The sequence below is a fragment of the Streptomyces coeruleorubidus genome (genome assembly GCF_028885415.1).
Classification (GTDB): domain Bacteria; phylum Actinomycetota; class Actinomycetes; order Streptomycetales; family Streptomycetaceae; genus Streptomyces; species Streptomyces coeruleorubidus_A.
In genome coordinates this window covers 7,648,957-7,669,335 of sequence record NZ_CP118527.1, presented here as the reverse complement: position 1 = coordinate 7,669,335, position 20,379 = coordinate 7,648,957, and the positions used below count along the sequence as shown (strand labels likewise).

At 72.0% G+C, this 20,379-nt stretch carries 19 protein-coding genes and 1 pseudogene; 6 read left to right on the top strand and 14 right to left on the bottom strand.

Annotation, left to right across the window (positions count from 1 at the left end; translation table 11 throughout):
• From PV963_RS35465 to PV963_RS35450, 4 genes are all read right to left on the bottom strand, one after another.
• Positions 1 to 243 (bottom strand): gas vesicle protein GvpG, encoded by a 243-nt coding sequence (locus tag PV963_RS35465; RefSeq protein ID WP_274820554.1) that lies wholly within the window; start codon positions 241 to 243, stop codon positions 1 to 3.
• 2 nt (positions 244 to 245) lie between these two features.
• Positions 246 to 965: a GvpL/GvpF family gas vesicle protein gene (locus PV963_RS35460; RefSeq protein WP_274820553.1), complete on the bottom strand. Its 720-nt coding sequence runs from the start codon at positions 963 to 965 to the stop codon at positions 246 to 248.
• Positions 962 to 1,348, bottom strand: a complete 387-nt coding sequence (gvpJ, locus tag PV963_RS35455; protein WP_274820552.1) for a gas vesicle protein GvpJ — start codon at positions 1,346 to 1,348, stop codon at positions 962 to 964. The genes PV963_RS35460 and gvpJ overlap by 4 nt, the downstream gene beginning before the upstream one ends.
• A gap of 136 nt (positions 1,349 to 1,484) precedes the next feature.
• Positions 1,485 to 1,781, bottom strand: a complete 297-nt coding sequence (locus PV963_RS35450; protein WP_274820551.1) for a gas vesicle protein — start codon at positions 1,779 to 1,781, stop codon at positions 1,485 to 1,487.
• A gap of 99 nt (positions 1,782 to 1,880) precedes the next feature.
• On the opposite strand from PV963_RS35450, the gene PV963_RS35445 reads away from it, so the two are divergent.
• Positions 1,881 to 2,723: a transglutaminase-like domain-containing protein gene (locus tag PV963_RS35445; protein WP_274820550.1), complete on the top strand. Its 843-nt coding sequence runs from the start codon at positions 1,881 to 1,883 to the stop codon at positions 2,721 to 2,723.
• Here the strand turns inward: PV963_RS35445 and PV963_RS35440 are convergent.
• The 7 genes and pseudogenes from PV963_RS35440 to PV963_RS35410 form a co-directional block, all read right to left on the bottom strand.
• Positions 2,704 to 3,078 (bottom strand): DUF4440 domain-containing protein, encoded by a 375-nt coding sequence (locus tag PV963_RS35440; protein WP_274820549.1) that lies wholly within the window; start codon positions 3,076 to 3,078, stop codon positions 2,704 to 2,706. The two genes, PV963_RS35445 and PV963_RS35440, sit on opposite strands and share 20 nt — an antisense overlap.
• Positions 3,071 to 3,616, bottom strand: a complete 546-nt coding sequence (locus PV963_RS35435) for a DUF1697 domain-containing protein (RefSeq protein ID WP_274820548.1) — start codon at positions 3,614 to 3,616, stop codon at positions 3,071 to 3,073. The genes PV963_RS35440 and PV963_RS35435 overlap by 8 nt, the downstream gene beginning before the upstream one ends.
• A 256-nt stretch (positions 3,617 to 3,872) precedes the next feature.
• Positions 3,873 to 5,112: pseudogene (gene mgt / locus PV963_RS35430) on the bottom strand (macrolide-inactivating glycosyltransferase).
• A gap of 12 nt (positions 5,113 to 5,124) precedes the next feature.
• On the bottom strand, positions 5,125 to 5,904 hold the full coding sequence (gene erm(O) / locus PV963_RS35425; protein ID WP_274820547.1) for a 23S rRNA (adenine(2058)-N(6))-methyltransferase Erm(O): 780 nt from the start codon (positions 5,902 to 5,904) through the stop codon (positions 5,125 to 5,127).
• A 264-nt stretch (positions 5,905 to 6,168) separates the two neighbouring features.
• Positions 6,169 to 7,443 carry an ABC transporter substrate-binding protein gene (locus PV963_RS35420; RefSeq protein WP_274820546.1) on the bottom strand — a complete coding sequence of 425 codons (1,275 nt, stop codon included), beginning with the start codon at positions 7,441 to 7,443 and terminating at the stop codon, positions 6,169 to 6,171.
• Positions 7,443 to 8,276, bottom strand: coding sequence for a carbohydrate ABC transporter permease (locus tag PV963_RS35415; protein WP_274820545.1), 834 nt, complete (start codon positions 8,274 to 8,276; stop codon positions 7,443 to 7,445). Before PV963_RS35415 ends, PV963_RS35420 begins: the two co-directional genes overlap by 1 nt.
• Positions 8,273 to 9,217 (bottom strand): carbohydrate ABC transporter permease, encoded by a 945-nt coding sequence (locus PV963_RS35410; RefSeq protein ID WP_274820544.1) that lies wholly within the window; start codon positions 9,215 to 9,217, stop codon positions 8,273 to 8,275. Before PV963_RS35410 ends, PV963_RS35415 begins: the two co-directional genes overlap by 4 nt.
• Before the next feature lie 179 nt (positions 9,218 to 9,396).
• On the opposite strand from PV963_RS35410, the gene PV963_RS35405 reads away from it, so the two are divergent.
• The gene (locus PV963_RS35405; protein ID WP_274820543.1) at positions 9,397 to 10,260 is read left to right on the top strand and encodes a phosphotransferase enzyme family protein; all 864 of its coding nucleotides are present in this window, start codon (positions 9,397 to 9,399) and stop codon (positions 10,258 to 10,260) included.
• 4 nt (positions 10,261 to 10,264) lie between these two features.
• Here the strand turns inward: PV963_RS35405 and PV963_RS35400 are convergent, their stop codons facing one another.
• Entirely contained in the window at positions 10,265 to 11,170 is a 906-nt protein-coding gene (locus PV963_RS35400; protein ID WP_274820542.1) for a LysR family transcriptional regulator, read from the bottom strand.
• Positions 11,171 to 11,262: 92 nt separating this feature from the next.
• Between PV963_RS35400 and PV963_RS35395 the strand changes: the two genes are divergently transcribed.
• Both PV963_RS35395 and PV963_RS35390 read left to right on the top strand, forming a co-directional pair.
• Positions 11,263 to 12,246, top strand: a complete 984-nt coding sequence (locus PV963_RS35395) for a DMT family transporter (RefSeq protein WP_274820541.1) — start codon at positions 11,263 to 11,265, stop codon at positions 12,244 to 12,246.
• Positions 12,192 to 12,713, top strand: coding sequence for a YbaK/EbsC family protein (locus PV963_RS35390; RefSeq protein WP_274820540.1), 522 nt, complete (start codon positions 12,192 to 12,194; stop codon positions 12,711 to 12,713). Before PV963_RS35395 ends, PV963_RS35390 begins: the two co-directional genes overlap by 55 nt.
• 36 nt (positions 12,714 to 12,749) lie before the next feature.
• Here PV963_RS35390 and PV963_RS35385 read toward each other — a convergent pair whose 3' ends face one another.
• Together PV963_RS35385 and PV963_RS35380 are read right to left on the bottom strand one after the other, a co-directional pair.
• On the bottom strand, positions 12,750 to 13,466 hold the full coding sequence (locus PV963_RS35385; RefSeq protein WP_274820539.1) for a 3'-5' exonuclease: 717 nt from the start codon (positions 13,464 to 13,466) through the stop codon (positions 12,750 to 12,752).
• Positions 13,467 to 13,630: 164 nt separating this feature from the next.
• A complete protein-coding gene (locus tag PV963_RS35380) occupies positions 13,631 to 14,902 on the bottom strand; it encodes an SAV2148 family HEPN domain-containing protein (protein ID WP_274822207.1) in 1,272 nt (423 codons plus the stop codon).
• Between the two features lie 646 nt (positions 14,903 to 15,548).
• Here PV963_RS35380 and glgX point away from each other — a divergent pair.
• The gene (gene glgX / locus PV963_RS35375) at positions 15,549 to 17,681 is read left to right on the top strand and encodes a glycogen debranching protein GlgX (protein WP_274820538.1); all 2,133 of its coding nucleotides are present in this window, start codon (positions 15,549 to 15,551) and stop codon (positions 17,679 to 17,681) included.
• Positions 17,682 to 17,788: 107 nt separating this feature from the next.
• Positions 17,789 to 20,158, top strand: coding sequence for a malto-oligosyltrehalose synthase (gene treY / locus PV963_RS35370; RefSeq protein ID WP_274820537.1), 2,370 nt, complete (start codon positions 17,789 to 17,791; stop codon positions 20,156 to 20,158).
• Positions 20,159 to 20,379: the final 221 nt, after the last annotated feature.

Sequence of the window (20,379 nt, the reverse complement as noted above, 5' to 3'; positions counted from 1 at the left end):
TCAGGCTCGTCTCCGGGCGTTGATCTCGTCGAGTCGGTCCAGCAGTTCGTCCTCGCGGCGGTCGTACTCCTCCTCGTCGATGCGTCCCTCCAGCAGGGCCCGTTCCAGGTCGACGAGGGCCTGCCGGACGGGGGCCGGGTCGTAGTACTGCGCCTCGGCGGCTGCCTGTAGCTGCTCGGCGGCCCAGAGGGTGGTGCGCAGGGGCGCGAGCGGGAGGGTGAGGATGCCGGTGAGCAGGCCCATGGTCAGGCGGCGAAGCTGTAGGGGGGCAGTGGGCCGCGCAGCCGGAAGTCGTAGGCGTCGCCGTAGTCCTGGGCCAGGCGCCGGCCGGCCGTGGTGAACTCCTCGGCGCGGGCGTGTTCGACGAGGAACGACACGTTGAGGAAGTCGTCCTTGGACGGGTCCGCCACGACACTGGACCTGGCCAGTCCGGACAGCCGCCCGACGATCTCGTCGGCCTGCCGCCGCTGCCGGGCGTCGACCTGCCGGGCCACCAGCTCGCCGAGGGCGAGGCGGTCCTCGTAGCCGCCGGTGCCGTCACGGGTGCGCCGGTTGAGCCGGCGGGCCTCCTCGGACTCGTCGAGCACCTCGCGCAGCAGGTCGTCCTGGTCGCGGGCGGCCTTGAGGTTGAACTCGGCGGTGCCGTGCAGTTCGCCGAGCCGTCGGGCGTAGTCCTGGCCGCGCTCCTCCAACGCCGTCCTGACGGCGGTGTCGTCGGGGGCGAGCAGTCCGAATCTCATGGGCAGGACCGACCCGTCGGCCATGAGCCGTTCCTGGAGTTCCTGGTGGGCGGCGAGGTCGCGCCGTTTGGGACGCAGGTCGGGGGGTGCGGGGCTGACCACGGCGGCGAGCGGGCCGTGGACGACGACGCGCGGGGGGTCGTCGGTTCCACCGACGGTGCGCAGGCCGTCGAGCCGCAGGGGGTGGTCGGAGCGGGTGACGGCGTAGACGTAGACGCCGCTCACCGCTCTTCCTCCTTGGCGTCCTTGTCGTCGCGGTCGAAGATGTCGCCGATCGCGTCGATGGCGCCGCCGATCGCGCCGCTGGTCTTGCCCCGGGCGCCGCTCTCGACGAGGTTGCCGACGATGTCGGTGAGCTTGTCGGGGGCCTTGCGGCCGGCCTCCAGGTCGAGGCGGTTGCAGGCCTCGGCGAAGCGGAGGTAGGTGTCGACGCTCGCGATGACGATGCGTATGTCGATCTTCAGGATCTCGATGCCGACCAGGGAGACACGGACGAACACGTCGATCACGAGCCCGCGGTCCAGGATCAGTTCGAGGATGTCGAAGAGGCCGCCGGTTCCCGACCCGCTGGAGGTGGCGGCGGGTTGCATCCCGCCGGTCTGTGTCATGACGGTCACGGTGCGATTCCTCTCGCGAGACTCGTTCTCGTGCCGCCCGTAGGTACGGCAGTGGCGGCGGGCGCGTTCACGCACACACCGAAAACGGGTCCCGCGGAGGGAAGTCGACAGGAGCGCGGGTCGAGTGCTACCGCCCTCGATCCAGCTGGCCGCGGGCGTACCGGCGCACCCGTTCGTAGCCCAGGAGCCGGCCCTCCAGGTCGAGGGTGACCTGGTAGGTCGCCATGATGGTCATGGTGTCGGGGACCCGCTCCAGCTCCACGACCTCGACGTCGGCCGTCCAGCCGTCGGGGGTCGGGCGGACGGCGGTGACGGAGTCGGGGGCCGTGCCGAGCAGTTCGGCAAGCTGCGCCGCCGCGCCGCGCATGGCCTGGACGGCCGTCGTACGACCGGATGGAGTCGCCTGGTCATCGGTGCTCGTCATGGTCCTACCGTGCCAAGGCCCCGGTTCGTGTGGGGGTGATTCGGCCAAACGTCCGGTGTCGTTGACCTTGCCCCTGGGGCAGGGGCGAGGGTCCGGGGCATGGACGACTACCTGAGGCAGACGCCGTACAGCGATCCCGGTGACCTGGACACGAGCGGTCTGCCGCGTGACCCGGGGGAACTCGCCGGTCTGGTACGGAACGTGATCCTCCATCGAGGTGAGGGAGAGCTGTTCGGATACTCCGTTCCCGAGGCGCGGCTGCACCACGACGCCGAGTCGCGCTATGTCACGGAGATCCTGAGGATCCTGCGGGAGCGCGGTGACGCCCCGCTCACCGAACGGCGGGCGCCGAAGGAGCGGTTCGTGGGCACGTGCCGGGACTTCTCGCTGCTGCTGTGCTCGCTGTTGCGTGCGACGGGGACGCCCGCGCGGCTGCGCTGCGGCTTCGCGACGTACCTCGTCGACGGATTCCACGAGGACCACTGGGTGACCGAGTACCGCACGCCGCAGGGGCGATGGCGCCTGGCCGACGCTCAGGTCCACCACGGGTACGACGTGCCGTTCGACCCCGTGGACGTGCCGAGGGACCGCTTCCTCGTGGCCGGGCAGGCCTGGCGGGCCTGCCGCGAGGGGCGGGCGGACCCGATGGACTTCGGGCTCAGCGGCGTCGACCGGCTGCGGGGGCTGTGGTTCGTGTGGGGCAACGTGGTGCGCGACCTGGCCGCCGTCAACGGCGTCGAGCTGCTCCCCTGGGACGGCTGGGGTCCGCAGTTCCTCGGCCGCGTGCCGCTCACCGAGCACGAACTGGCGGCGGCCGACGCGGCCGGCTCCCAGGACGGCCCGGCCCGGCCCTGCGAGGACCCGCCACTGGCCGTCCCGGCCGAGATCACGTCGTACACGACCTACCTCGGCGACCGGAAGGTCACTCTCGCCGCTCGCTGAACGGCGTGGCCTGGTGGAAGTAGAGCAGCCACCCGTCCTCCGTCCGCCGCCACAGCGAACTCCGGTGCGCGCGTCTGCCGTCGTGCTCGGTGTCGAAGGTGAGGTGGACGAGGTCGGGGGCCAGCTGTACGCCGTGCACCCGGGAGGTGACGACAGGCGCGGTCTCGAGGTCGGTGGTCTCGGCCAGGGCGGCGATGATGGCGGCCCGGCTCCAGTGCCGCCCGGAGGCGCCGAACTCGTGGAAGTCGGGGTGCAGCAGCGCCACGACCCGCTCGGGCGAGCGGCGCACGTCCGGGTCGAGCAGCGCCAGCTCGCCGTCGATGGCGGCCTCGACGGCCGGGTCGTGTTCAGGCATCCGTCAGCTCCATCAGCTTGACGACGGTGTTCCAGTTGCGGGTCGTGGCGATGATCCCCTTGTTGATGCGCGGCTTCGCGAGGTGTTCGGCCAGCTTGGAGCGGCCCAGGCCGTTCGGGGCGTACAGGTACAGGGCGCGGTCGCCGAGGCGGAACTCCTCGGGGAGGTAGGCGGATTCGTCGATCTCCGCGAAGCGCTCGGGGGACACGGGGGCGGAGAAGTAGGTGACGTGGAGTTGCTTGGGCTCCAGGTCGGCGGCCGGGAACGGGCAGGCGTCGACGATCGCCTTCAGATAGGCGTGGTCGCGCACGATCGCGTCGACGCCGAAACCGAAGTGCTTCTCGATGGCGTGCGTGATCTCGGCGGCCAGCGACTCCTCGTCGCCGTGGCCGGAGGCGAACACGGCCTGGCCGCTCTGGAGGTACGTCCGTACGTCCTCGTAGCCGAGGCCTGCCAGGAGGGTGCGCAGCTCCGCCATCGGGACCTTTCTGCTGCCGCCCACGTTGATTCCGCGCAACAGTGCCGCATACGTCGTCATCCGCACACCCTAAGGCGGCCGTCGTGCCCCGTGGGGGTGGGCACGACGGCCGGTGGGCGGCTGCCCGAGCCCCGTAAATTACTCACCGGTCACGGCGGGGCACAACCTCCTGCCCAGGATCCACACAGCCGAGGAGAGCGAGATGTTCACCCAGGGGCAGGCGGCGCGCATGGACGCCGCGCTCGGCCACGCCCGCATGACCCTCACCCGCCAGGCCGTCGCGGTATGACGGACCGGCGGGTGACGGCCGCCCCGACTATCCCTGGCGAGCGGGCAGTTCGGCCTCGATGAGGTCGGCCGCGCGCCGGGTGCCGCTCTCCCGGGCCGTCTCCGCCTGGATCTCCTTCAGGCGGCGGGCGACCTCCGGGTCGCCGACGAGGGCGAGGGCCGCCTCGCGCAGGGCCTCGGCGGTCACCTCCTCCATGGGAAGGTGCCGGGCGGCGCCGAGGCCCTGGAGCATGTCGGCGTTGCCGAACTGGTCCACCGCCTGCGGTACGGCGATCATCGGCGTGGCCGTGACCAGGCCCTCCTGACTGCCGCCCGCGCCGGCGTGCGTGACGAACAGGTCGGCCTGCTTCAGGATCGCCAGCTGCGGCACCCAGGAGCGCACCTCGACGTTCGCGGGGATCTCCCCGAGCTCGGCGGGATCGACGTGCTTGCCGACCTGGAGCACCAGGTGCCAGCCGGGCAGGTCGCCGAACGCCCTGACGCACTCGCGGTAGAAGCGGGGCTGCTTGGTGAAGGCGGACCCGAGCGAGACGAGCGCGACCTTCTCGGCCCCTGCCGGGCGCTGCCAGTCACCCTCGGCGGTGCGGTCGCCCTGGCAGGCGCCGACGAAGGTGTGCACGGTCTCGTCGACCCGGTCCGCGTTCGGCTGGAGCGCCCTGGGGATCAGGACGACGGAGCGAGCGGGATCGGCCGCGAACCGGTCGGGGTGCCAGGTGATCCCGTTCTCCTCCAGCCAGGCCTGGAAGCGGGCGTAGTAGGCGCGGCCTCGCTCGGTCTGCCTGGGCTCCGCCCACATCGGCTCCCAGACCTCCTCCATGTACCCCTCCCAGGCGACGATGTTCGGCGACAGGGAGACCGCCGGGACACCCCAGCGGTGCGCGAGCACGCGGGCCGGGTACGAGCTGATGTCGTACAGCACGAGGTCCGGCTCGTCGCCCTCGTACGCCTCGATCAGCTGCGGGAGGGCCTGGATCGCGTCGTCGAGGAACGGTTCCACGTTGTCCAGCAGTGTGCTCCCCCAGGCCTCCGGGTCGTCGTCGGGCGAGGGCAGCGTCGAGTGCCACGGCTTCACCTCGGCACCGGTGTCCGCGACCTTCTCCGCTAGGGCCGGCGGGATCGCGTACGTCACGCGGTGGCCGCGCGCCACGAGCTCGCGGATCACCTCCAGACTCGGGTTCACGTGGCCGTGGGCAGCGATGGAGAACATGGCGATATGAACGCGACTGGTCATGCGCCCGACCGTATGCGAGACGAGACGTCTCGTGCAACTCTTTTGGGTTTCAGCAGGTCAGCTCCTCGTGCAGGCGCAGCCACCGCTCGGGCGCCACCTCGCCCACCAGCACACCCGAGTCCAGGCGCGCAGCCCGGAACGCGGCGTCCACCCGCCGCCTGGGGTGGGCCCGCCGCAGCGACGCGTGCAGTGAGCCGCCGACTCCGGAGAAGCCCAGCTCGACCAGATGGCGCCAGCTCCGGTACCCGGCGGCGTCGAGCAGCGGGGCCTCGCGCCGTTCCATACGCAGCACCCCGGCGTCCACGCGCGGCACGGGACGGAAGCTGCGCCTGCCGACGCGGCCCAGCAGCCGCCACTCGTAGCGGGGCCAGGTCCGGACCGTCAGCAGCGTCCAGCTGCCGTAGTCGCCGGTGCGTTTGCGGGCGTACTCGAGCTGGGTGAGCAGCGTGGCGTCGGTGAGGGCGGGAGCGCGCAGGCACCAGTCGACGACGGCCGCGGTGCGGGAGAACGGCACGTTCCCGGCGACGGAGAAGGGTGTGCGCGGCGGGTGTGCGGCCAGGAAGTCCCCGCCGACGACACGCACGTGCGGGGTGCCGGAGAAGCGGCTGCGCAGGACGGGCACGAGCCGCGGGTCGATCTCGTACGCGTGCAGCTCCCGGCAGCGTCGCGCCAGCGGGGTGGTCAACGCGCCCTTGCCCGCGCCGACTTCGAGCAGCAGCGGGATCGGCCGGGCCTGCGGGGCGGCGAGCCGGGCGAAGCGTTCGGCGGTGGTGCGGTCGGCGAGGAAGTTCTGCGAGAGCGCGCGGGAGGTAGCGGTGGGGCGGGCCATGGCCTGCGGTCCTTGTCTTCCGTGAGGGTGTGAGGGCAGCCGAAGGCCCCGACCGGAAGACAGAGGAGAGAGGAGACGTGAGACGCCGGGCTCAGAGGCTCAGCGGGCGTGGCTCCCCGGGCCGGTCAGGGCTCCGGGGCCGCGGCGCACGCGTGCGGCGTGTGCGCAGCCCCGGCCGTGACCGGAGATGTAGATCGCGTTGATTCCCACGGGCAGCACGCTAGGCGCTGCCGGTGACGACGCACAACGGAATTTCGCCGGGGCTCAGCGCTGGTAGCGCGCCAGCACCAGGTTGCCGTCCTCCTCCAGGCGTTGGCGCAGCTCGCGGATGCCGATCGCCCCGCTGTAGTACTCCTGGAGGGCCGGGGTCGCCACCTTGTCCTTCCACTCGGGGTAGCCCCGTACGGTCTGTGCGGGCGCCGGGCGCAGATGGGCGGCGAGCGCCGTGCCCGTGGCCCAGCCGTGCTCGGGTGTGCGCAGGGCCGGGTCGTTCAGCGCCCGGGTGCCGGTCGGCAGCATCCAGTCGCCGAGGGCGAGGCGGACCATGTTCTCCGGCCTCAGCAAGAAGTCGATGAAGGCGGCTGCCTCCTTCTTGTGCGGGGAGTCCTCGGCGACGGAGAGGGTCTGCGGGCTGACGCCCTGGGTGAGTCCCCCGGCGCCGGCCGGGGCGGGCAGCACCTGCCATGCGAAGCCCTTCGGGGCCTGCTGCACGATCTGCTGGCGGTAGGAGAAGCCGAGCGGGACCATCGCGTATCTGCCGCCGAAGAAGCCGGGCAGGGTGTCGGAGCCGCCGCTGCCCAGGGTCGTGGGCGAGGCGCTGCGGTCGGTGCCGGCCTGGGCGTGGATGGTGCGCGGCACCACCTGGTCGGCCGCCTCGAACCGGACCGTCACCTTGCCGTCGGCCCCGCGGTGGAAGAGCTGTCCGCCCGCCGACAGGGAGAGGTTGAGCGTGGCGGAGACCGGTTCCTTCAGGGGCCAGGCGATGCCGTACTTCCCCCGGCCGCTGAGCTGTTCGGTGATCCGGCGGAACTCGGGCCAGCTCCACGGCTTCTCGGGGGTCGGGATCCGTACGCCGGACCGCCTGAGCCATGTCGCGTTGGCGATCAGCACGCGCGGCTCCTGGAGGAACGGCACGCCGTAGATGCCGCCCCCGAAGGTGGTCGTCTCCCAACTGCGCTGCGGGATGTCCGACTTCAGCCGGGCGGGCAGCAGACCGGTGAGGTCGGCGAGGTAGCCGCCGTAGGCGAAGTCTGCGAGGTCGTCGGAGGCGTCGTGGATGATGTCGGGTGCCTCGCCGCCCTCGAAGGCGGTGAGGAGCTGGTCGTGGACGCTGTCCCAGCTGCCCTGGACGTACTCGACCCGGACGTCCGGGTGGGTGGCGTTCCACTCCTTCACCAGGTCCTTGTTGGCCTCGACCGACTCCTTCTGCCAGGCCAGGGACTGGAAGCGCAGGGTGACGCGGCCGTCGTCGCGGGTGCCGCCGGAAGAGCAGCCGGCGAGCAGCAGCAGGAGGACGAGGGCCAGCAGGCGTGCGCGCATCAGCTCTTCACCGCCCCGGTGAGCATGCCGCCCGTGATCCGCCGCTGGATGATCGCGAAGACGACCAGCGAGGGCAGCGTCGCGAGGAACGCGGCCGCCGCGAGCGGGCCGAGGTCGGCGACGCCCTCGGCGCCGATGAAATGGGTGAGCACCACCGGAAGGGTCTGCTTCTGAGGGGTCTTGAGCAGCACGAGCGCGAAGAAGAACTCGTTCCACGCGGTGATGAACGCGAACAGCGCGGTCGCCACGATGCCCGGCGCGAGCAGCGGCGCCGTCACCGACACCAGCGTCCGCACTCGTCCCGCCCCGTCGACCGCGGCGGCCTCCTCCAGCTCGGGCGGTACGGCCCGCACGTACCCGGCGAGCATCCACAGCGCGAACGGCAGCGCCCACACCACGTACACCAGCACCAGCCCCGGCACGGAGTTGATCATGCGGAGGTCCTTCAGTACGAGGAACAGCGGGATGATCAGCAGCACGAACGGGAACGCCTGGCTGACCACCACCCAGCCCGTTACCGCCTTGGTGAGCCGGGTGCGGCGCCGGGCGACGACGTAGGCCATCGGTGTCGCGATCAGCACGGCGACGACGGCCGCTGCGAGCGCGGCGAGCAGGGAGTTGAGGGCGGCGTGCAGCAGCGGCTGTTCGTCGAAGGCCTGCCGGAAGTTGGCGAGGGTGGGGTCGTTCGGAATCCAGGTCGGGTGGAGGCTGCCCAGCTCGCGCGGCGGCTTGAACGCGGTGGAGACCAGCCAGAGGAACGGGAGGGCGAGGAAGGCGAGATACGCGAGCAGCGCGGTGTACTGGCCGACGCGGGCCGGGCGGCTGGTCCTCACGCGTCGTCACCTCCCCTGAGGCGGCCGGCGAGGAAGACGGCCAGGGCGATCGAGATCACGGCCACCATCACGCAGCCCATCGCCGCCGCGTAACCGAACTGCCCGTAGCGGAAGGCCTCTTCGTAGGCGAAGAGCATGGGCAGGCGGGTCCGGCCGCCCGGGCCGCCGCTGGTGAGGACGTAGACCAGGGCGAAGGAGTTGAAGTTCCAGATCAGGTTGAGTGCGGTGATGGCCAGGGCGATGGGCCTGAGGGCGGGCCAGGTGACCGTGCGGAAGCGGCGCCAGGCGCTCGCGCCGTCGACCGCCGCCGCCTCGTGGAGTTCGCGCGGGGTGTTCTGGAGTCCGGCGAGCAGCGCGACCGTCGTCTGGGGCATGCCCGCCCAGACGCCGACGACGATCACGGCGGGCAGCGCGGTGGCCAGCCCGCTCAGCCAGTCGCGGCCGCCGCCCAGGCCGACGTCGCGCAGGGTCTCGTTGAGGATGCCCGCGTCCGGGTTGTAGACGAGTCGCCACATGATGCCGACGACGACCTCGGGCATCGCCCAGGGGATGATCGCCAGGGCGCGGGCCAGCCAGCGCAGCCGCAGGTCCTGGTTGAGCAGCAGGGCGAGGCCCAGCGCCAGCAGGAACTGCGGCACGGTCACGCCGACCGCCCACACCAGCCCGATCCGGAACGACTCCCAGAACAGCGTGTCGTGCAGCAGGTCCCGGAAGTTGAGGGCGCCGATCCACTCGGTGGGCTCGGTGCGGCCCGACTGGGCGTCGGTGAAGGCCAGCAGGATCCCGTACAGCAGCGGCCCGACGCTGAGGACGAGGATGGGGATCAGGGCGGGCAGCACCAGGAACCAGGCGCCGTGGTCGACGACCCGCCGGGGCCGGGCCCCGCCGGGCCCCCGGCCTGCCGGTCTCCTCGGTGGCGAAGCCTCGGTCACCAATGTCACGGAATCAGCCCCTTTGACGGCTCGGCCGGCCACGTCATGCTCGTGAAGGCGGTCTGCCTCGTCAAGGCACCGCGCACGCCGCCCGACCTGTGCCGATGCGACACTGACCGGCGGATGGCCGGAACCCGACGGCGGCAGACGTGGACGACGGCGGACGACGTGGACGACGGAGGCGGACGATGGACGAGGCACGGGCTCGGGACGTACTGGCCGCGGCGGGGGTGCTGCCCGGCGCGGCCCGCGAGGCACGGCTGCTCGCGTTGGGCGAGAACGCGGTGTTCGCCGCCGGTGACCTGGTCGTCAAGGTGGGCCGCGACGCCGAGCTCCTCGACCGGGCGCGGCGCGAACTGGACATCGCGCTGTGGCTCGCCGAGGCGGGTGTACCGGCGGTACGGGCGGCCGAGCCCGAGCCCCTGCTGGTCGACGGGCACCCGGTGACGGTGTGGCACCGGCTGCCCGAGGCCGTACGGCCCCCCGAGCCGCGGGATTTGGCCGAACTGCTACGGGTCGTGCACGCCCTGCCCGCGCCCTCCTTCGCTCTGCCGCCCCGCGATCTGCTGGGCGGTGTGGAACGCTGGCTGCGGCTCGCGGGGGACGCGATCGATCCCGATGACGCGGCGTATCTGCGGGAGCGGCGGGACGGTTTCGCCGCGGAGGCGGCGGCGCTGACGCCGCATCTGCCGCCGGGGCCGATCCATGGGGACGCGCTGCCGCGCAATGTGCATGTGGGGCCGGAGGGGCCGGTACTGGTCGACCTGGAGACGGTCTCCGCGGACCTGCGCGAGCATGACCTGGTGGTGATGGCCCTTTCCCACGACCGCTACGGGCTCCCCGACGAGGCGTACGACTCCTTCACCGAGGCGTATGGGTGGGATGTGCGGGAGTGGGAGGGGTGTTCGGTATTGCGTGGCGCCCGGGAGACGGCCAGTTGTGCGTGGGTGGCTCAGCATGCGGCGAGCAATCCGAAGGCCTTGGCCGAGTTCGAGCGGCGGGTGGCATCACTCCGGGAGGGGGACGAGGCCGTGCGGTGGTATCCGTTTTGAGCGCCTAAGAACCTCTGACCTGGATGCTCTGGGCCGCTCGGCGTAGCTCCGCGAGGACCGTGCGGACCGCTGTGCGGGCCGTGCGCTCGGGGCGGTACAGGGCGTCGATGTGGCGTCGCGCCTGCGCTCCGCTGAGCGGCCGGAGCACGAGCGCCGGATGCGGGCGTGTGGTCCAGCGCGGCATCAGGGCGATGCCGCCCCCGGCGGCCACGGCCTCGGCGACCACCGAGAACTCGTTGATGCGATGGGCGAGATGGAGCCTGCGGCCCGCCGCGGCGGCGATGGCCTCGATCGTCGCCAGGACCGGGAATCCCTCGTGCACGGTGATCCACGGCTCGTCGGCCACGTCGCGCGGGGTGACGCGGCGCTTGGCGGCCAGGGGGTGGTCGGCGGGCATGGCCACGTCCAGCGGCTCGCGCAGCAGCGTCGTCGTGGCCACCGTGTCCGGCCAGGGCGGGGCGTGGTCCAGACGGTGGGCCAGGACGATGTCGTACTCCCGGGTGAGCCGGGGGAAGTCCTCCTGCGGTACGTCCTCGTCGGCCAGCCTCGGCACCGGCTTGCCCGGGCCGGCCAGCGCGCGCAGCAGTGGCGGGAAGAACGCGGCGCCCGCGCTGTGGAACGCCGCCACCGACACCTCGCCGTCAGGCCGTCCGACGAACTCCTCGACGGTGTGCCGTGCGCGTGCCAGCGCCGTCTCCACCTCCACGGCCGCACCCGCCAGCGCCTGCCCGGCGTCGGTGAGCACCAGCCGTCGCCCCTGGCGCTCGGTGAGCGGCACGGGGATCGCGCGCTGCAGCAGCCGTAGCTGCTGGGAGATCGCCGACGGCGTCACCAGCAGCGCCTCGGCGACCGCCGTGACGCTGCCCAATTCGCCGAGCTCCCGCAGGATCCGCAGCTGACGTTCGTCCATCGCCTCAGTGTAGGGACGATGTAGGGCTGCTAAATGATCGTTTTAGAGACTGGTACTGGGCTTCATGGATGCCTTCGGTGCACCGTGGGCGGGTGTCCGACGTCCGCCGTACCGATGCGGTACTCCTCCTTGTCGCGCTCGTCTGGGGTTCCAGTTATCTGTCCGCCCAGACGGCCACTGCCGCGCTCCCCGTCCTGCTGGTGCTGTTCGCCCGCTACGCCCTCTCCGCGCTCGCCTGTCTCGGCGTCGTCGCCGCGCGACGGCGCGGGTCGCGCCGGTGGACGCGTGACGAACTGCGGGCCGGTGTGCCTCTGGGGCTGACCCAGGCCGCGGTCCTGGTCGTGGAGACCTACGGCGTCGCGCACACCAGCGCCGCCAACGCCGGGCTCATCATCAGTCTGACCATCGTCCTCACCCCGCTCCTCGACCGCGGCACTCGCCGCGGCGCGCTGCCTCTTTCCTTCTTCGCCGCGACCGGCGTGTGCGTCCTGGCCGTCGGGCTGCTGATGTCCGGCAACGGCTTCCACGCGCCACGCCTCGGCGACCTGCTGATGCTCGGCGCCGCGGTGATCCGGGCCGTGCATGTCGCGCTGGTCGGCCGCTTCACCACCGGGCGGGCGATCCGGCCCCTGCATCTGACGACGGTGCAGACCCTCGTCGGCACGGCCCTGTTCCTGCCGGTCGCCGCCCCGGGCCTGCCGGCGCTGGTCCGCACGGACCCGGCGACCTGGGCCCAGCTGGTCTATCTGGCCCTGTTCTGCAGTGTGTTCGCCTTCCTGGCCCAGACCTGGGCCGTGCAGCGCACCTCCGCCAGCCGGGCCAGCCTGCTGCTGGGCACCGAGCCGGTGTGGGCCGTCGCGGTGGGCACAGCCCTCGGCGGCGAACACCTCACGCCCCTCACCGGCCTCGGGGCGGCCCTGATGGTGGCCGGTACGTACTGGGGGCAGGCGGTGGAACGGGCGCACCGCGACACCCCCGGTAGCCTGCCTCCCCCGTCCCACTCCCTCGACAAGGACTCCGCATGCCCGACCGCACCCACGACGACTCCGGCCGGCACGACACCTACGACCACCTGATCTCCCTGCTCGACTCGGCCTCCGTCGACTACCGCCTCATCGACCACGAGCCCGAAGGCGCCACCGAAGCCGTGTGCGCGTTGCGCGGGCATCCGGCCTGCGAGGCCGCGAAGTGCATCGTGCTGCGGGTCAAGGTGGACCGCCGCACCACACGGCACGTCCTTGCGGTCGTCCCCGGGGACCGGCGGTTGGACCTGGACGCCGTCAAGGCGTTGTTCGCAGCCCGCTACGTGGGCTTCAGCGATCCCGAGACCGCCGAGCGGCTGGCCCGCGCCGTGCCCGGCACGGTCCTGCCGTTCAGCTTCGACCCCGATCTCGAACTGGTCGCCGACCCGGACGTCGTGACCCGGCCGGAGCTGTACTTCAACGCGGCCCGGCTCGACCGCTCGCTCCTCATCTCGGGCGCCGACTACGAGCGGCTGGCCAAGCCCCGCATCGAACGCATCGCGGCGCCCGCACCGGTGTGACGGAGGGGAGCGGGCCTTCTGGCGGGCGGGCGCGGCTTACGCGTCCGCCAACTCCCGCAACGGCCACGCCCCGTCCACCAAGGCCGTAGCGTCGCCCTTGCCGCGCAGGAAGCTCTGGAAATCCGCCGCCCACTGCGCGTACCACTCGATCTGGCGGCGGTGGAGGTCCGCCGGGCCGAGGGACGCGATCTTGGGGTGGCGGGTGGCTATCGCGCCGGCCAGGCGGGCCGCTGCGAGGGCGTCGGCCATGGCGTCGTGGGCGGAGTCCAGGACCACGCCGTACTCGGCGCAGACCGCTTCGAGGTTGCGTTTGCCGCGGCGGTAGCGGTCGACCCAGCGGTCGATGGTGTACGGGTCGATGACCGGCGCGGGGTCCACGCCGCCCAGGCGGTCGCGCAGGGACGGCAGTCGATAGCGGCGCAGCTCGGCGGAGAGCAGGGTCAGGTCGAAGGCGGCGTTGTAGGCGACGACCGGCACGCCCGTCTTCCAGTAGGAGGTGAGGACGTCGGCGAGGGCGTCCGCCACCTGGTCGGCCGGTCTGCCCTCGGCTGCCGCCCGCTCGTTGCTGATGCCGTGCACCGCCACCGCGTCCTCGGGGATCGGCACCCCCGGGTCGGCCAGCCACTCCCGGCGCCCCATCGGCTCCCCGCCCCTGACCTCGATCACGGCTCCCGTGACGATGCGCGCCTCGCGCGGATCCGTGCCCGTCGTCTCCAGGTCGAAGCCGATCAGCAGCTCCCGGTGCCAGCCCATGGGCGGCCCCCCCTTCTATGGTGCGTTCCCCCAGTGGTCTTCACCTTCCCATGCACCACTGACAATCAGAGGACCGCATTCCGCTCAGCCGTCTGCGGCAGCCGGGCAAACCACCCCAACCAGACCAACACAACCACCGCAACCACTACATGGCGGGGCACGGTTCACGACACCGGCCGCGAATCCGCCCACATCACCTCGAACTCCTCGCGATAGGTGGGGAAGAGGCCGCTTTCATCGATCTCGCCCGACTTGACCACCTTGCCGCTGTTGCGCAGCACGAACACCGGCGCCTCCATGCCACGGGTCCGGCGCAGATAGTTCTGCACGACCGCGATGCCGTCCGCACCGTCGCCGTCGACCAGGTACGCCGTGAAGCGGGGCGTCTCGTCGAAGACCTGGATCTCGAAGGCCCCGGGGTCGCGCAGCCGGGCCCGTACCCGGCGCATGTGCAGGATGTTCATCTCGACGGCCCGGCTGAGCTCGCCGCGCTTGATGCCCAGTTCACGCTCGCGCCGCTTGACCGCGCTGGAGGCCGGGTTCAGGAACAGCAGCCGCACCCGGCAGCCGGACTCGGCCAGCCGGACCAGGCGGCGGCCGGAGAAGTTCTGCACGAGCAGGTTGAGGCCGATGCCGATGGCGTCGAGGCGGCGGGCGCCGCCGAAGATGTCCTCGGCGGGGAACTGGCGCATCAGCCGCACCCTGTCCGGGTGGACGGCGACCACGTCGGCGTACCGGTCGCCGACCAGGTCCTCGACCGCGTCGATGGGCAGCCGGCGCGCGGAGGGCACGTCACCGCCCGCGCCGAGTATTTCCAGCAGCCGGGCGGAGGCGCGCTCGGCCTGGTTCAGGACGGCCTCGGACAGGGCCCGGTTGCGGGAGACGACGTTCCGGGTGACCTCCAGCTCGTCCAGGGCGAGCTCGACGTCCCGGCGGTCGTCGAAATAGGGCTCGAAGCAGGGCCAGTGCTGCACCATCAACTCGCGCAGCTGGGGCAGGGTGAGGAAGGACAGGACGTTGTCGTCGGCCGGGTCGAGGAGGTAGCCCTTGCGGCGGCTGACCTCGCGTACGGCGACCGCGCGCTGCACCCACTCCTGCCCGGCGGGTCCGGCGGCGGCCACCACCCAGTCGTCGCCGTGGACGGGTTCGTAGACGGGCCGCAGGACGGCGGCGACGACCGCGCGCAGCCGCTGCTCGACGAGGTTCAGCCAGATGTAGGCCCGGCCGGCCCGCTGGGCGCGGGTGCGCACCTCGCGCCAGGCGTCGGCGTCCCAGTCCAGTTCCGGACCGATCGAGCCCGTCGCGTCCATCGGCCGTGCCAGGGACACGGCACCGGTCGGGACGTCTGTGGAGTTCCCCTCGTGACCCTCGTCACCAGGGGGCAGCTCCAGCCCTCCCGAGCCCACCCGCGCACCGCCTTCCGCTCCCCCGAGCACTCCCGAGGGGCCTGGCGTCACGTTCCCGCCTGCTCCGCGGCGTCAGGCCCCACCCAACGATCAAGGAAGGGTACTCCGGGAGCGGTCGGCGGTGCAGCCGGATGGGCAGGGTAGTTCTCAACCGTGCGGCGGCCAGTGCCGGTTCTGCCGTCCGGGCTCAGCCGGAGTGAGCTGATTCATAGCGGTGACGTCGCGCGGGGCGATTCGGCGCGCCGGGGCGCCGACCTCGCCGGGCCCGGGTTCGGCAAGGCGCTGCGGGCCGCGCTCCCCGTCGGCGTCCTCGCCGCCTGGAACGGCTGCCGGCTCAGGGCGATCTTCCCGCCCCGCTCCGTCTCGTCGCCGGCCGGCGGATCACGGCCCGTATCCTTCGCCGCTTCGGCCGGCGCCTCCGCTACGTCCCCGGGCGCCCGGCCCCGGCCCGGACCGGCCCCCTGCCGGACGGGCTGCAACCGGGTCCCCGTGTCATATCTTTCCCCTACTCCCCCAAACGCCCCGGGAGTATCACTTGCCCCACTGGTTCGGCATAACGCGTATGCACTGGTCACTCGGTAAGAGGGACATAAGTCATAGGAGGTTCCCTCACTTTCGGGGAGACTCGGGACCAAGGCGTCCCCACCGGCGCCGCTCACCTGAAAGAGTCGTATCCATGCAGGTCTGGCCTGGAGAGGCGTATCCACTCGGTGCCACGTACGACGGCGCCGGAACGAACTTCGCGGTGTTCACGGAGGCCGCGGACCGAGTAGAGCTGTGTCTGCTGCACGACGACGGCTCGGAGACGGCGATCGAGCTCCGGGAGAGCGACGCGTTCGTGCGGCACGCGTACGTGCCCGGCATCATGCCGGGGCAGCGGTACGGATTCCGGGTGCACGGCCCGTACGCCCCGGAGCGCGGGCTGCGCTGCAATTCCGCGAAACTGCTGCTCGACCCGTACGCGCGTGCGATCAGCGGTTCGGTCAGCTGGGGCGAGGAGGTCTACGGCTACCACTTCGACGAGCCCGACCGGCGCAACGACCTGGACTCGGCGCCGCACACGATGACGTCGGTCGTGGTCAATCCGTACTTCGACTGGGGCGACGACCGGCGCCCGCGCACCGAGTACCACCACACGGTGATCTACGAGGCCCACGTCAAGGGCCTCACCATGCGGCACCCGGGCCTGCCGGAGGAGCTGCGCGGCACCTACGCGGCCCTCGCGCACCCGGCGATCATCGAGCACCTCACCGAGCTCGGCGTCACGGCCCTTGAGCTGATGCCCGTACACCAGTTCGTGAACGATCACCGTCTGGTCGACATGGGCCTGAACAACTACTGGGGCTACAACACGATCGGTTTCTTCGCCCCGCACAACGCCTACGCCTCCTGGGGCGACCGGGGCCAGCAGGTGCTGGAGTTCAAGTCGGCGGTGAAGGCGCTGCACGAGGCCGGGATCGAGGTGATCCTCGACGTGGTCTACAACCACACCGCCGAGGGCAACCACCTGGGCCCGACGCTGTCTTTCAAGGGCCTCGACAATCCGCGCTACTACCGGCTGACGGAGGACCCCCGCTATTACATGGACACGACAGGGACGGGTAACTCCCTGCTCATGCGGTCCCCGCACGTGCTCCAGCTGATCATGGACTCGCTGCGGTACTGGGTCACGGACATGCACGTCGACGGGTTCCGCTTCGACCTGGCGGCGACGCTCGCCCGGCAGTTCCACGAGGTGGACCGGCTGTCGTCGTTCTTCGACCTGGTCCAGCAGGACCCGGTGGTCTCGCAGGTCAAGCTGATCGCCGAGCCGTGGGACGTCGGCGAGGGCGGCTACCAGGTGGGGAACTTCCCGCCGCTGTGGACCGAGTGGAACGGCAAGTACCGGGACACCGTGCGCGACCTGTGGCGGGGCGAGCAGCGCACGCTCGCGGAGTTCGCCTCACGGCTGACCGGCTCGTCCGACCTGTACCAGGACGACGGGCGGCGTCCGCTGGCCTCCATCAACTTCGTGACCTGCCACGACGGCTTCACGTTGCACGATCTCGTGTCGTACAACGACAAGCGCAACCAGGCCAACGGCGAGGACAACCGGGACGGCGAGAGCCACAACCGGTCCTGGAACTGCGGGGCCGAGGGCGAGACCGACGACCCGGACGTGCTGCGGCTGCGGGCCCGGCAGATGCGCAACTTCATCGCGACGCTGATGCTGTCCCAGGGCGTGCCCATGATCAGCCACGGCGACGAGTTCGCCCGCACCCAGCGCGGCAACAACAACGCCTACTGCCAGGACAACGAACTGGCCTGGGTCGAGTGGCCCGAGGAGGGGGAGGACGCCGAGGGCGGCCTGAGCCGGGAGCTGCTGGCCTTCACGCGCGCGATGGTGTGGCTGCGCCGGGACCACCCGGTCCTCCGCCGCCGGCGCTTCTTCCACGGCCGGCCCGTGGAGGGCACGCACGACGACCTGTCCGACATCGCCTGGTTCACCCCCGAGGGCCGGGAGATGACCCAGCGGGACTGGGACTCGGCGCGGGCCTCGGCGCTGACGGTGTTCCTCAACGGCAACGCGATCTCGGAGCCCGGCCCGCGCGGGGAGCGCATCACCGACGACTCGTTCCTGCTGATGTTCAACGCCTCCCCCAAGCCGCTGGAGTTCCTGGTTCCGGTCAACCACGGGCAGCAGTGGCAGGTGGTGGTCGACACGGCCCGCGCGGACGGAGTGCCGCCGGGCACGGGCCCGAAAGTGCAGGCCGGGGACCGGCTGACCCTGACCGACCGGAGCATGACGGTGCTCCAGCGGCCCGTGTGACCGCCGACCCGTGCGTCGCCCGGAAAGAGCCACTCGTCCGGGCGACGCGCGGCGCACCTGGCGCGGGCGATGACACGAACGGCCGCAGGGCGGGTACGTAGGTCTGCATGACACCTGAGCGACCTGACCCGGTGGTGCCCGCGGCCACGTACCGGCTGCAGCTGCAGCCCGAGTTCCCGTTCGGGGCCGCGGCGGCCGTCGTGCCGTATCTGGCCTCGCTCGGCGTCTCGCACCTGCATCTGTCCCCCGTCCTGGAGGCCGTGCCGGGCTCGATGCACGGCTACGACGTCGTCGACCACGCGCGCGTGCGCGAGGAACTGGGCGGCGAGGAGGGACTGCGGGCGCTGGCGCGCACGGCGCGCGAGCACGGGCTCGGCCTGGTGGTGGACATCGTCCCGAACCACATGGCCATGGCCCCGCGCCACAACCGAACCCTGTGGGAGGTGCTCCGCGAGGGCCCGAAGTCGCCGTACGCGCGCTGGTTCGACATCGACTGGGAGGCCCAGGACGGCCAGGTGCTGCTGCCGGTGCTCGGCGGGCCGCTGGGCGAGGTGCTCGGGGAGCTGCGCGTCGACGGTGACGTCCTGCGCTACTACGACCATGCGTTCCCGCTGCGCGAGGGCACCGAGGACCTGCCTCTGCCGCACCTGCTGGACGCGCAGTGGTACCGCCCGGTGTGGTGGCGGCTGGCCCGGACCGAGCTCAACTACCGGCGGTTCTTCAGCATCTCGGAACTCATCGGGGTGCGGGTGGAGGACCCCGAGGTGTTCGAGGCCACCCACGACAAGATCCTCGAGCTGCTCCACGAGGGCGTGATCGACGGGCTGCGCGTCGACCATCCCGACGGGCTCGCCGACCCCGACGACTACCTCCGGCGGCTGCACGAGGCGACCGGCGGCCGCTGGACGGTCGTGGAGAAGATCCTCGCCGACGGTGAGCACCTGCCTGCCGCCTGGCCCGTCGCGGGCACCACCGGCTACGACGCCCTGCGGCACGTGGACGGGGTCTTCACGGACCCCGCCGGGTTCGGGGACCTCCTGGGTCAGTACCGGCGGTTCGCGGCCCCCCAGACGGACCGGGGCGGGCAGTGGGAGGCGACGGTGCGGCGGGCGGCGTACAAGGTCCTCACGCACGAGCTGGCCACCGAGACCGACCGGCTGGTGCGGGTGGCGGCCCGGCTGTGCGCGACCTCGCCGGAGCCGGCGCTGCGCGACCGCGCGCCCTGGGCGCTGCGCACCGCGCTCCAGGAGCTGCTGGTGCGGATGGAGGTCTACCGGCCGTACGAGTCCGTCGACGCGGCGTCCGTGGTCACCGAGGAGGCCGCCGCCGAGGCCCGGCTCGCCTTCACCGTGCCCGAGGAGGCCGGTGCGGTGGACGTCGTACGGGACCTCGTGCTGGGGCGCTACGGCGACGGGCCCGCGCAGGTGGAGTTCCGAACGCGGTTCGCGCAGACCTCGTCGGCGTTGCGGGCGAAGTCCGTGGAGGACACGGCGTTCTACCGCTACGTGCCGCTGCTGTCGGCGACCGAGGTGGGCGGGAACCCCGGCCGTCCCGCGCTGTCGCCGGAGGAGTTCCACGCGTACTGCGCGCGCGTGCAGCGCGACTGGCCGGTGAGCGGGACGGTCGCCTCGACGCACGACACCAAGCGCAGTGCCGACGTCCGGGCGGCGCTGCACGTGCTCACCGAGTGCCCGGACCGCTGGGCGGACGTCCTCGCCGAGGTGACACGCACCGGCGAGGGCGTGCCGGACGCGCAACTGGCCTGGGCAGCCTGGCAGACGGTGTTCGGGCTCGGCCCGGCGTCGGGGGCCCCCGAGCGGGTGCAGGGGGCGCTGCTGAAGCACGTACGCGAGGCGGGCCTGTTCACCAGCTGGACCGAGCAGGAGCCGCCGTACGAGGAGGCGGTGGCGCGGTTCGTGGCGGCCGGGCCGTGCGGGGCGCCGAGTGAGCGGGTCGCCGCGTTCCGGGACTCTCTCGAGCCGCACATCCGGGCGAACGTGCTGGGCACGGCCCTGGTCCAGCTGACGATGCCGGGCGTGCCGGACGTCTACCAGGGCACGGAGGCCGAGTACCGGGCGCTGGTCGACCCCGACAACCGGCGGGCGGTGAGCTTCCCGCCCGAGGAGTCAGACGTGACGTCCGGAGCGAAGGTGGCGATGACGCGGGCGGCTCTCGGCCTGCGGGCGCGACGCCCCGACGCCTTCGGCGACACGGCGACGTACATGCCGCTGCCGGCCGAGGGACCGGCGGCACAGCATTGCCTGGCGTTCGTCCGCTCCGGCGAGGCACTGACGGCCGTCACCCGCCTGTCCCTCCGGCTCGCGGAGGCGGGCGGCTGGCAGGACACCCGGCTGCCGCTGCCGCCGGGGCGCTGGGCGGATGTGCTGGAACCCGGGCGGGAGTTCACAGGGCACGCGCGCGTGGAGGAACTGTTCGCGCGGGTGCCGGTGGCGTTGCTGGAGCGGGTGGGCGACTGAGGCGGGGCTTATTGCGGCGGGCAAGCGGGCGTGCGGGGCACGCGGCGCGGCAGGGCAAGCGGGCGTGCGGGGCACGCGGCGCGGCAGGGCAAGCGGGCGTGCGACGCACGCGGCAGCGCGGCACGCTGAGCGAGCATGCGAGGCACGGGAGGGCGGCACAGCGGGCGTGCGGGGCGCGGCAAGCACACAGGGCACGGCAGCGCGGCACGCGCATCCCCGGC

Coding starts and splice junctions, on each gene's coding strand:
- PV963_RS35435 (WP_274820548.1), bottom strand. CDS start 3,616: ATGACGACGTATGCGGCACTGTTGCGCGGAATCAACGTGGGCGGCAGC.
- PV963_RS35385 (WP_274820539.1), bottom strand. CDS start 13,466: ATGGGCTGGCACCGGGAGCTGCTGATCGGCTTCGACCTGGAGACGACG.
- PV963_RS35445 (WP_274820550.1), top strand. CDS start 1,881: ATGGACGACTACCTGAGGCAGACGCCGTACAGCGATCCCGGTGACCTG.
- treY (WP_274820537.1), top strand. CDS start 17,789: ATGACACCTGAGCGACCTGACCCGGTGGTGCCCGCGGCCACGTACCGG.
- PV963_RS35465 (WP_274820554.1), bottom strand. CDS start 243: ATGGGCCTGCTCACCGGCATCCTCACCCTCCCGCTCGCGCCCCTGCGC.
- PV963_RS35450 (WP_274820551.1), bottom strand. CDS start 1,781: ATGACGAGCACCGATGACCAGGCGACTCCATCCGGTCGTACGACGGCC.
- gvpJ (WP_274820552.1), bottom strand. CDS start 1,348: ATGACACAGACCGGCGGGATGCAACCCGCCGCCACCTCCAGCGGGTCG.
- PV963_RS35390 (WP_274820540.1), top strand. CDS start 12,192: ATGCCCGACCGCACCCACGACGACTCCGGCCGGCACGACACCTACGAC.
- PV963_RS35405 (WP_274820543.1), top strand. CDS start 9,397: ATGGACGAGGCACGGGCTCGGGACGTACTGGCCGCGGCGGGGGTGCTG.
- PV963_RS35400 (WP_274820542.1), bottom strand. CDS start 11,170: ATGGACGAACGTCAGCTGCGGATCCTGCGGGAGCTCGGCGAATTGGGC.
- PV963_RS35420 (WP_274820546.1), bottom strand. CDS start 7,443: ATGCGCGCACGCCTGCTGGCCCTCGTCCTCCTGCTGCTGCTCGCCGGC.
- glgX (WP_274820538.1), top strand. CDS start 15,549: ATGCAGGTCTGGCCTGGAGAGGCGTATCCACTCGGTGCCACGTACGAC.
- PV963_RS35440 (WP_274820549.1), bottom strand. CDS start 3,078: ATGCCTGAACACGACCCGGCCGTCGAGGCCGCCATCGACGGCGAGCTG.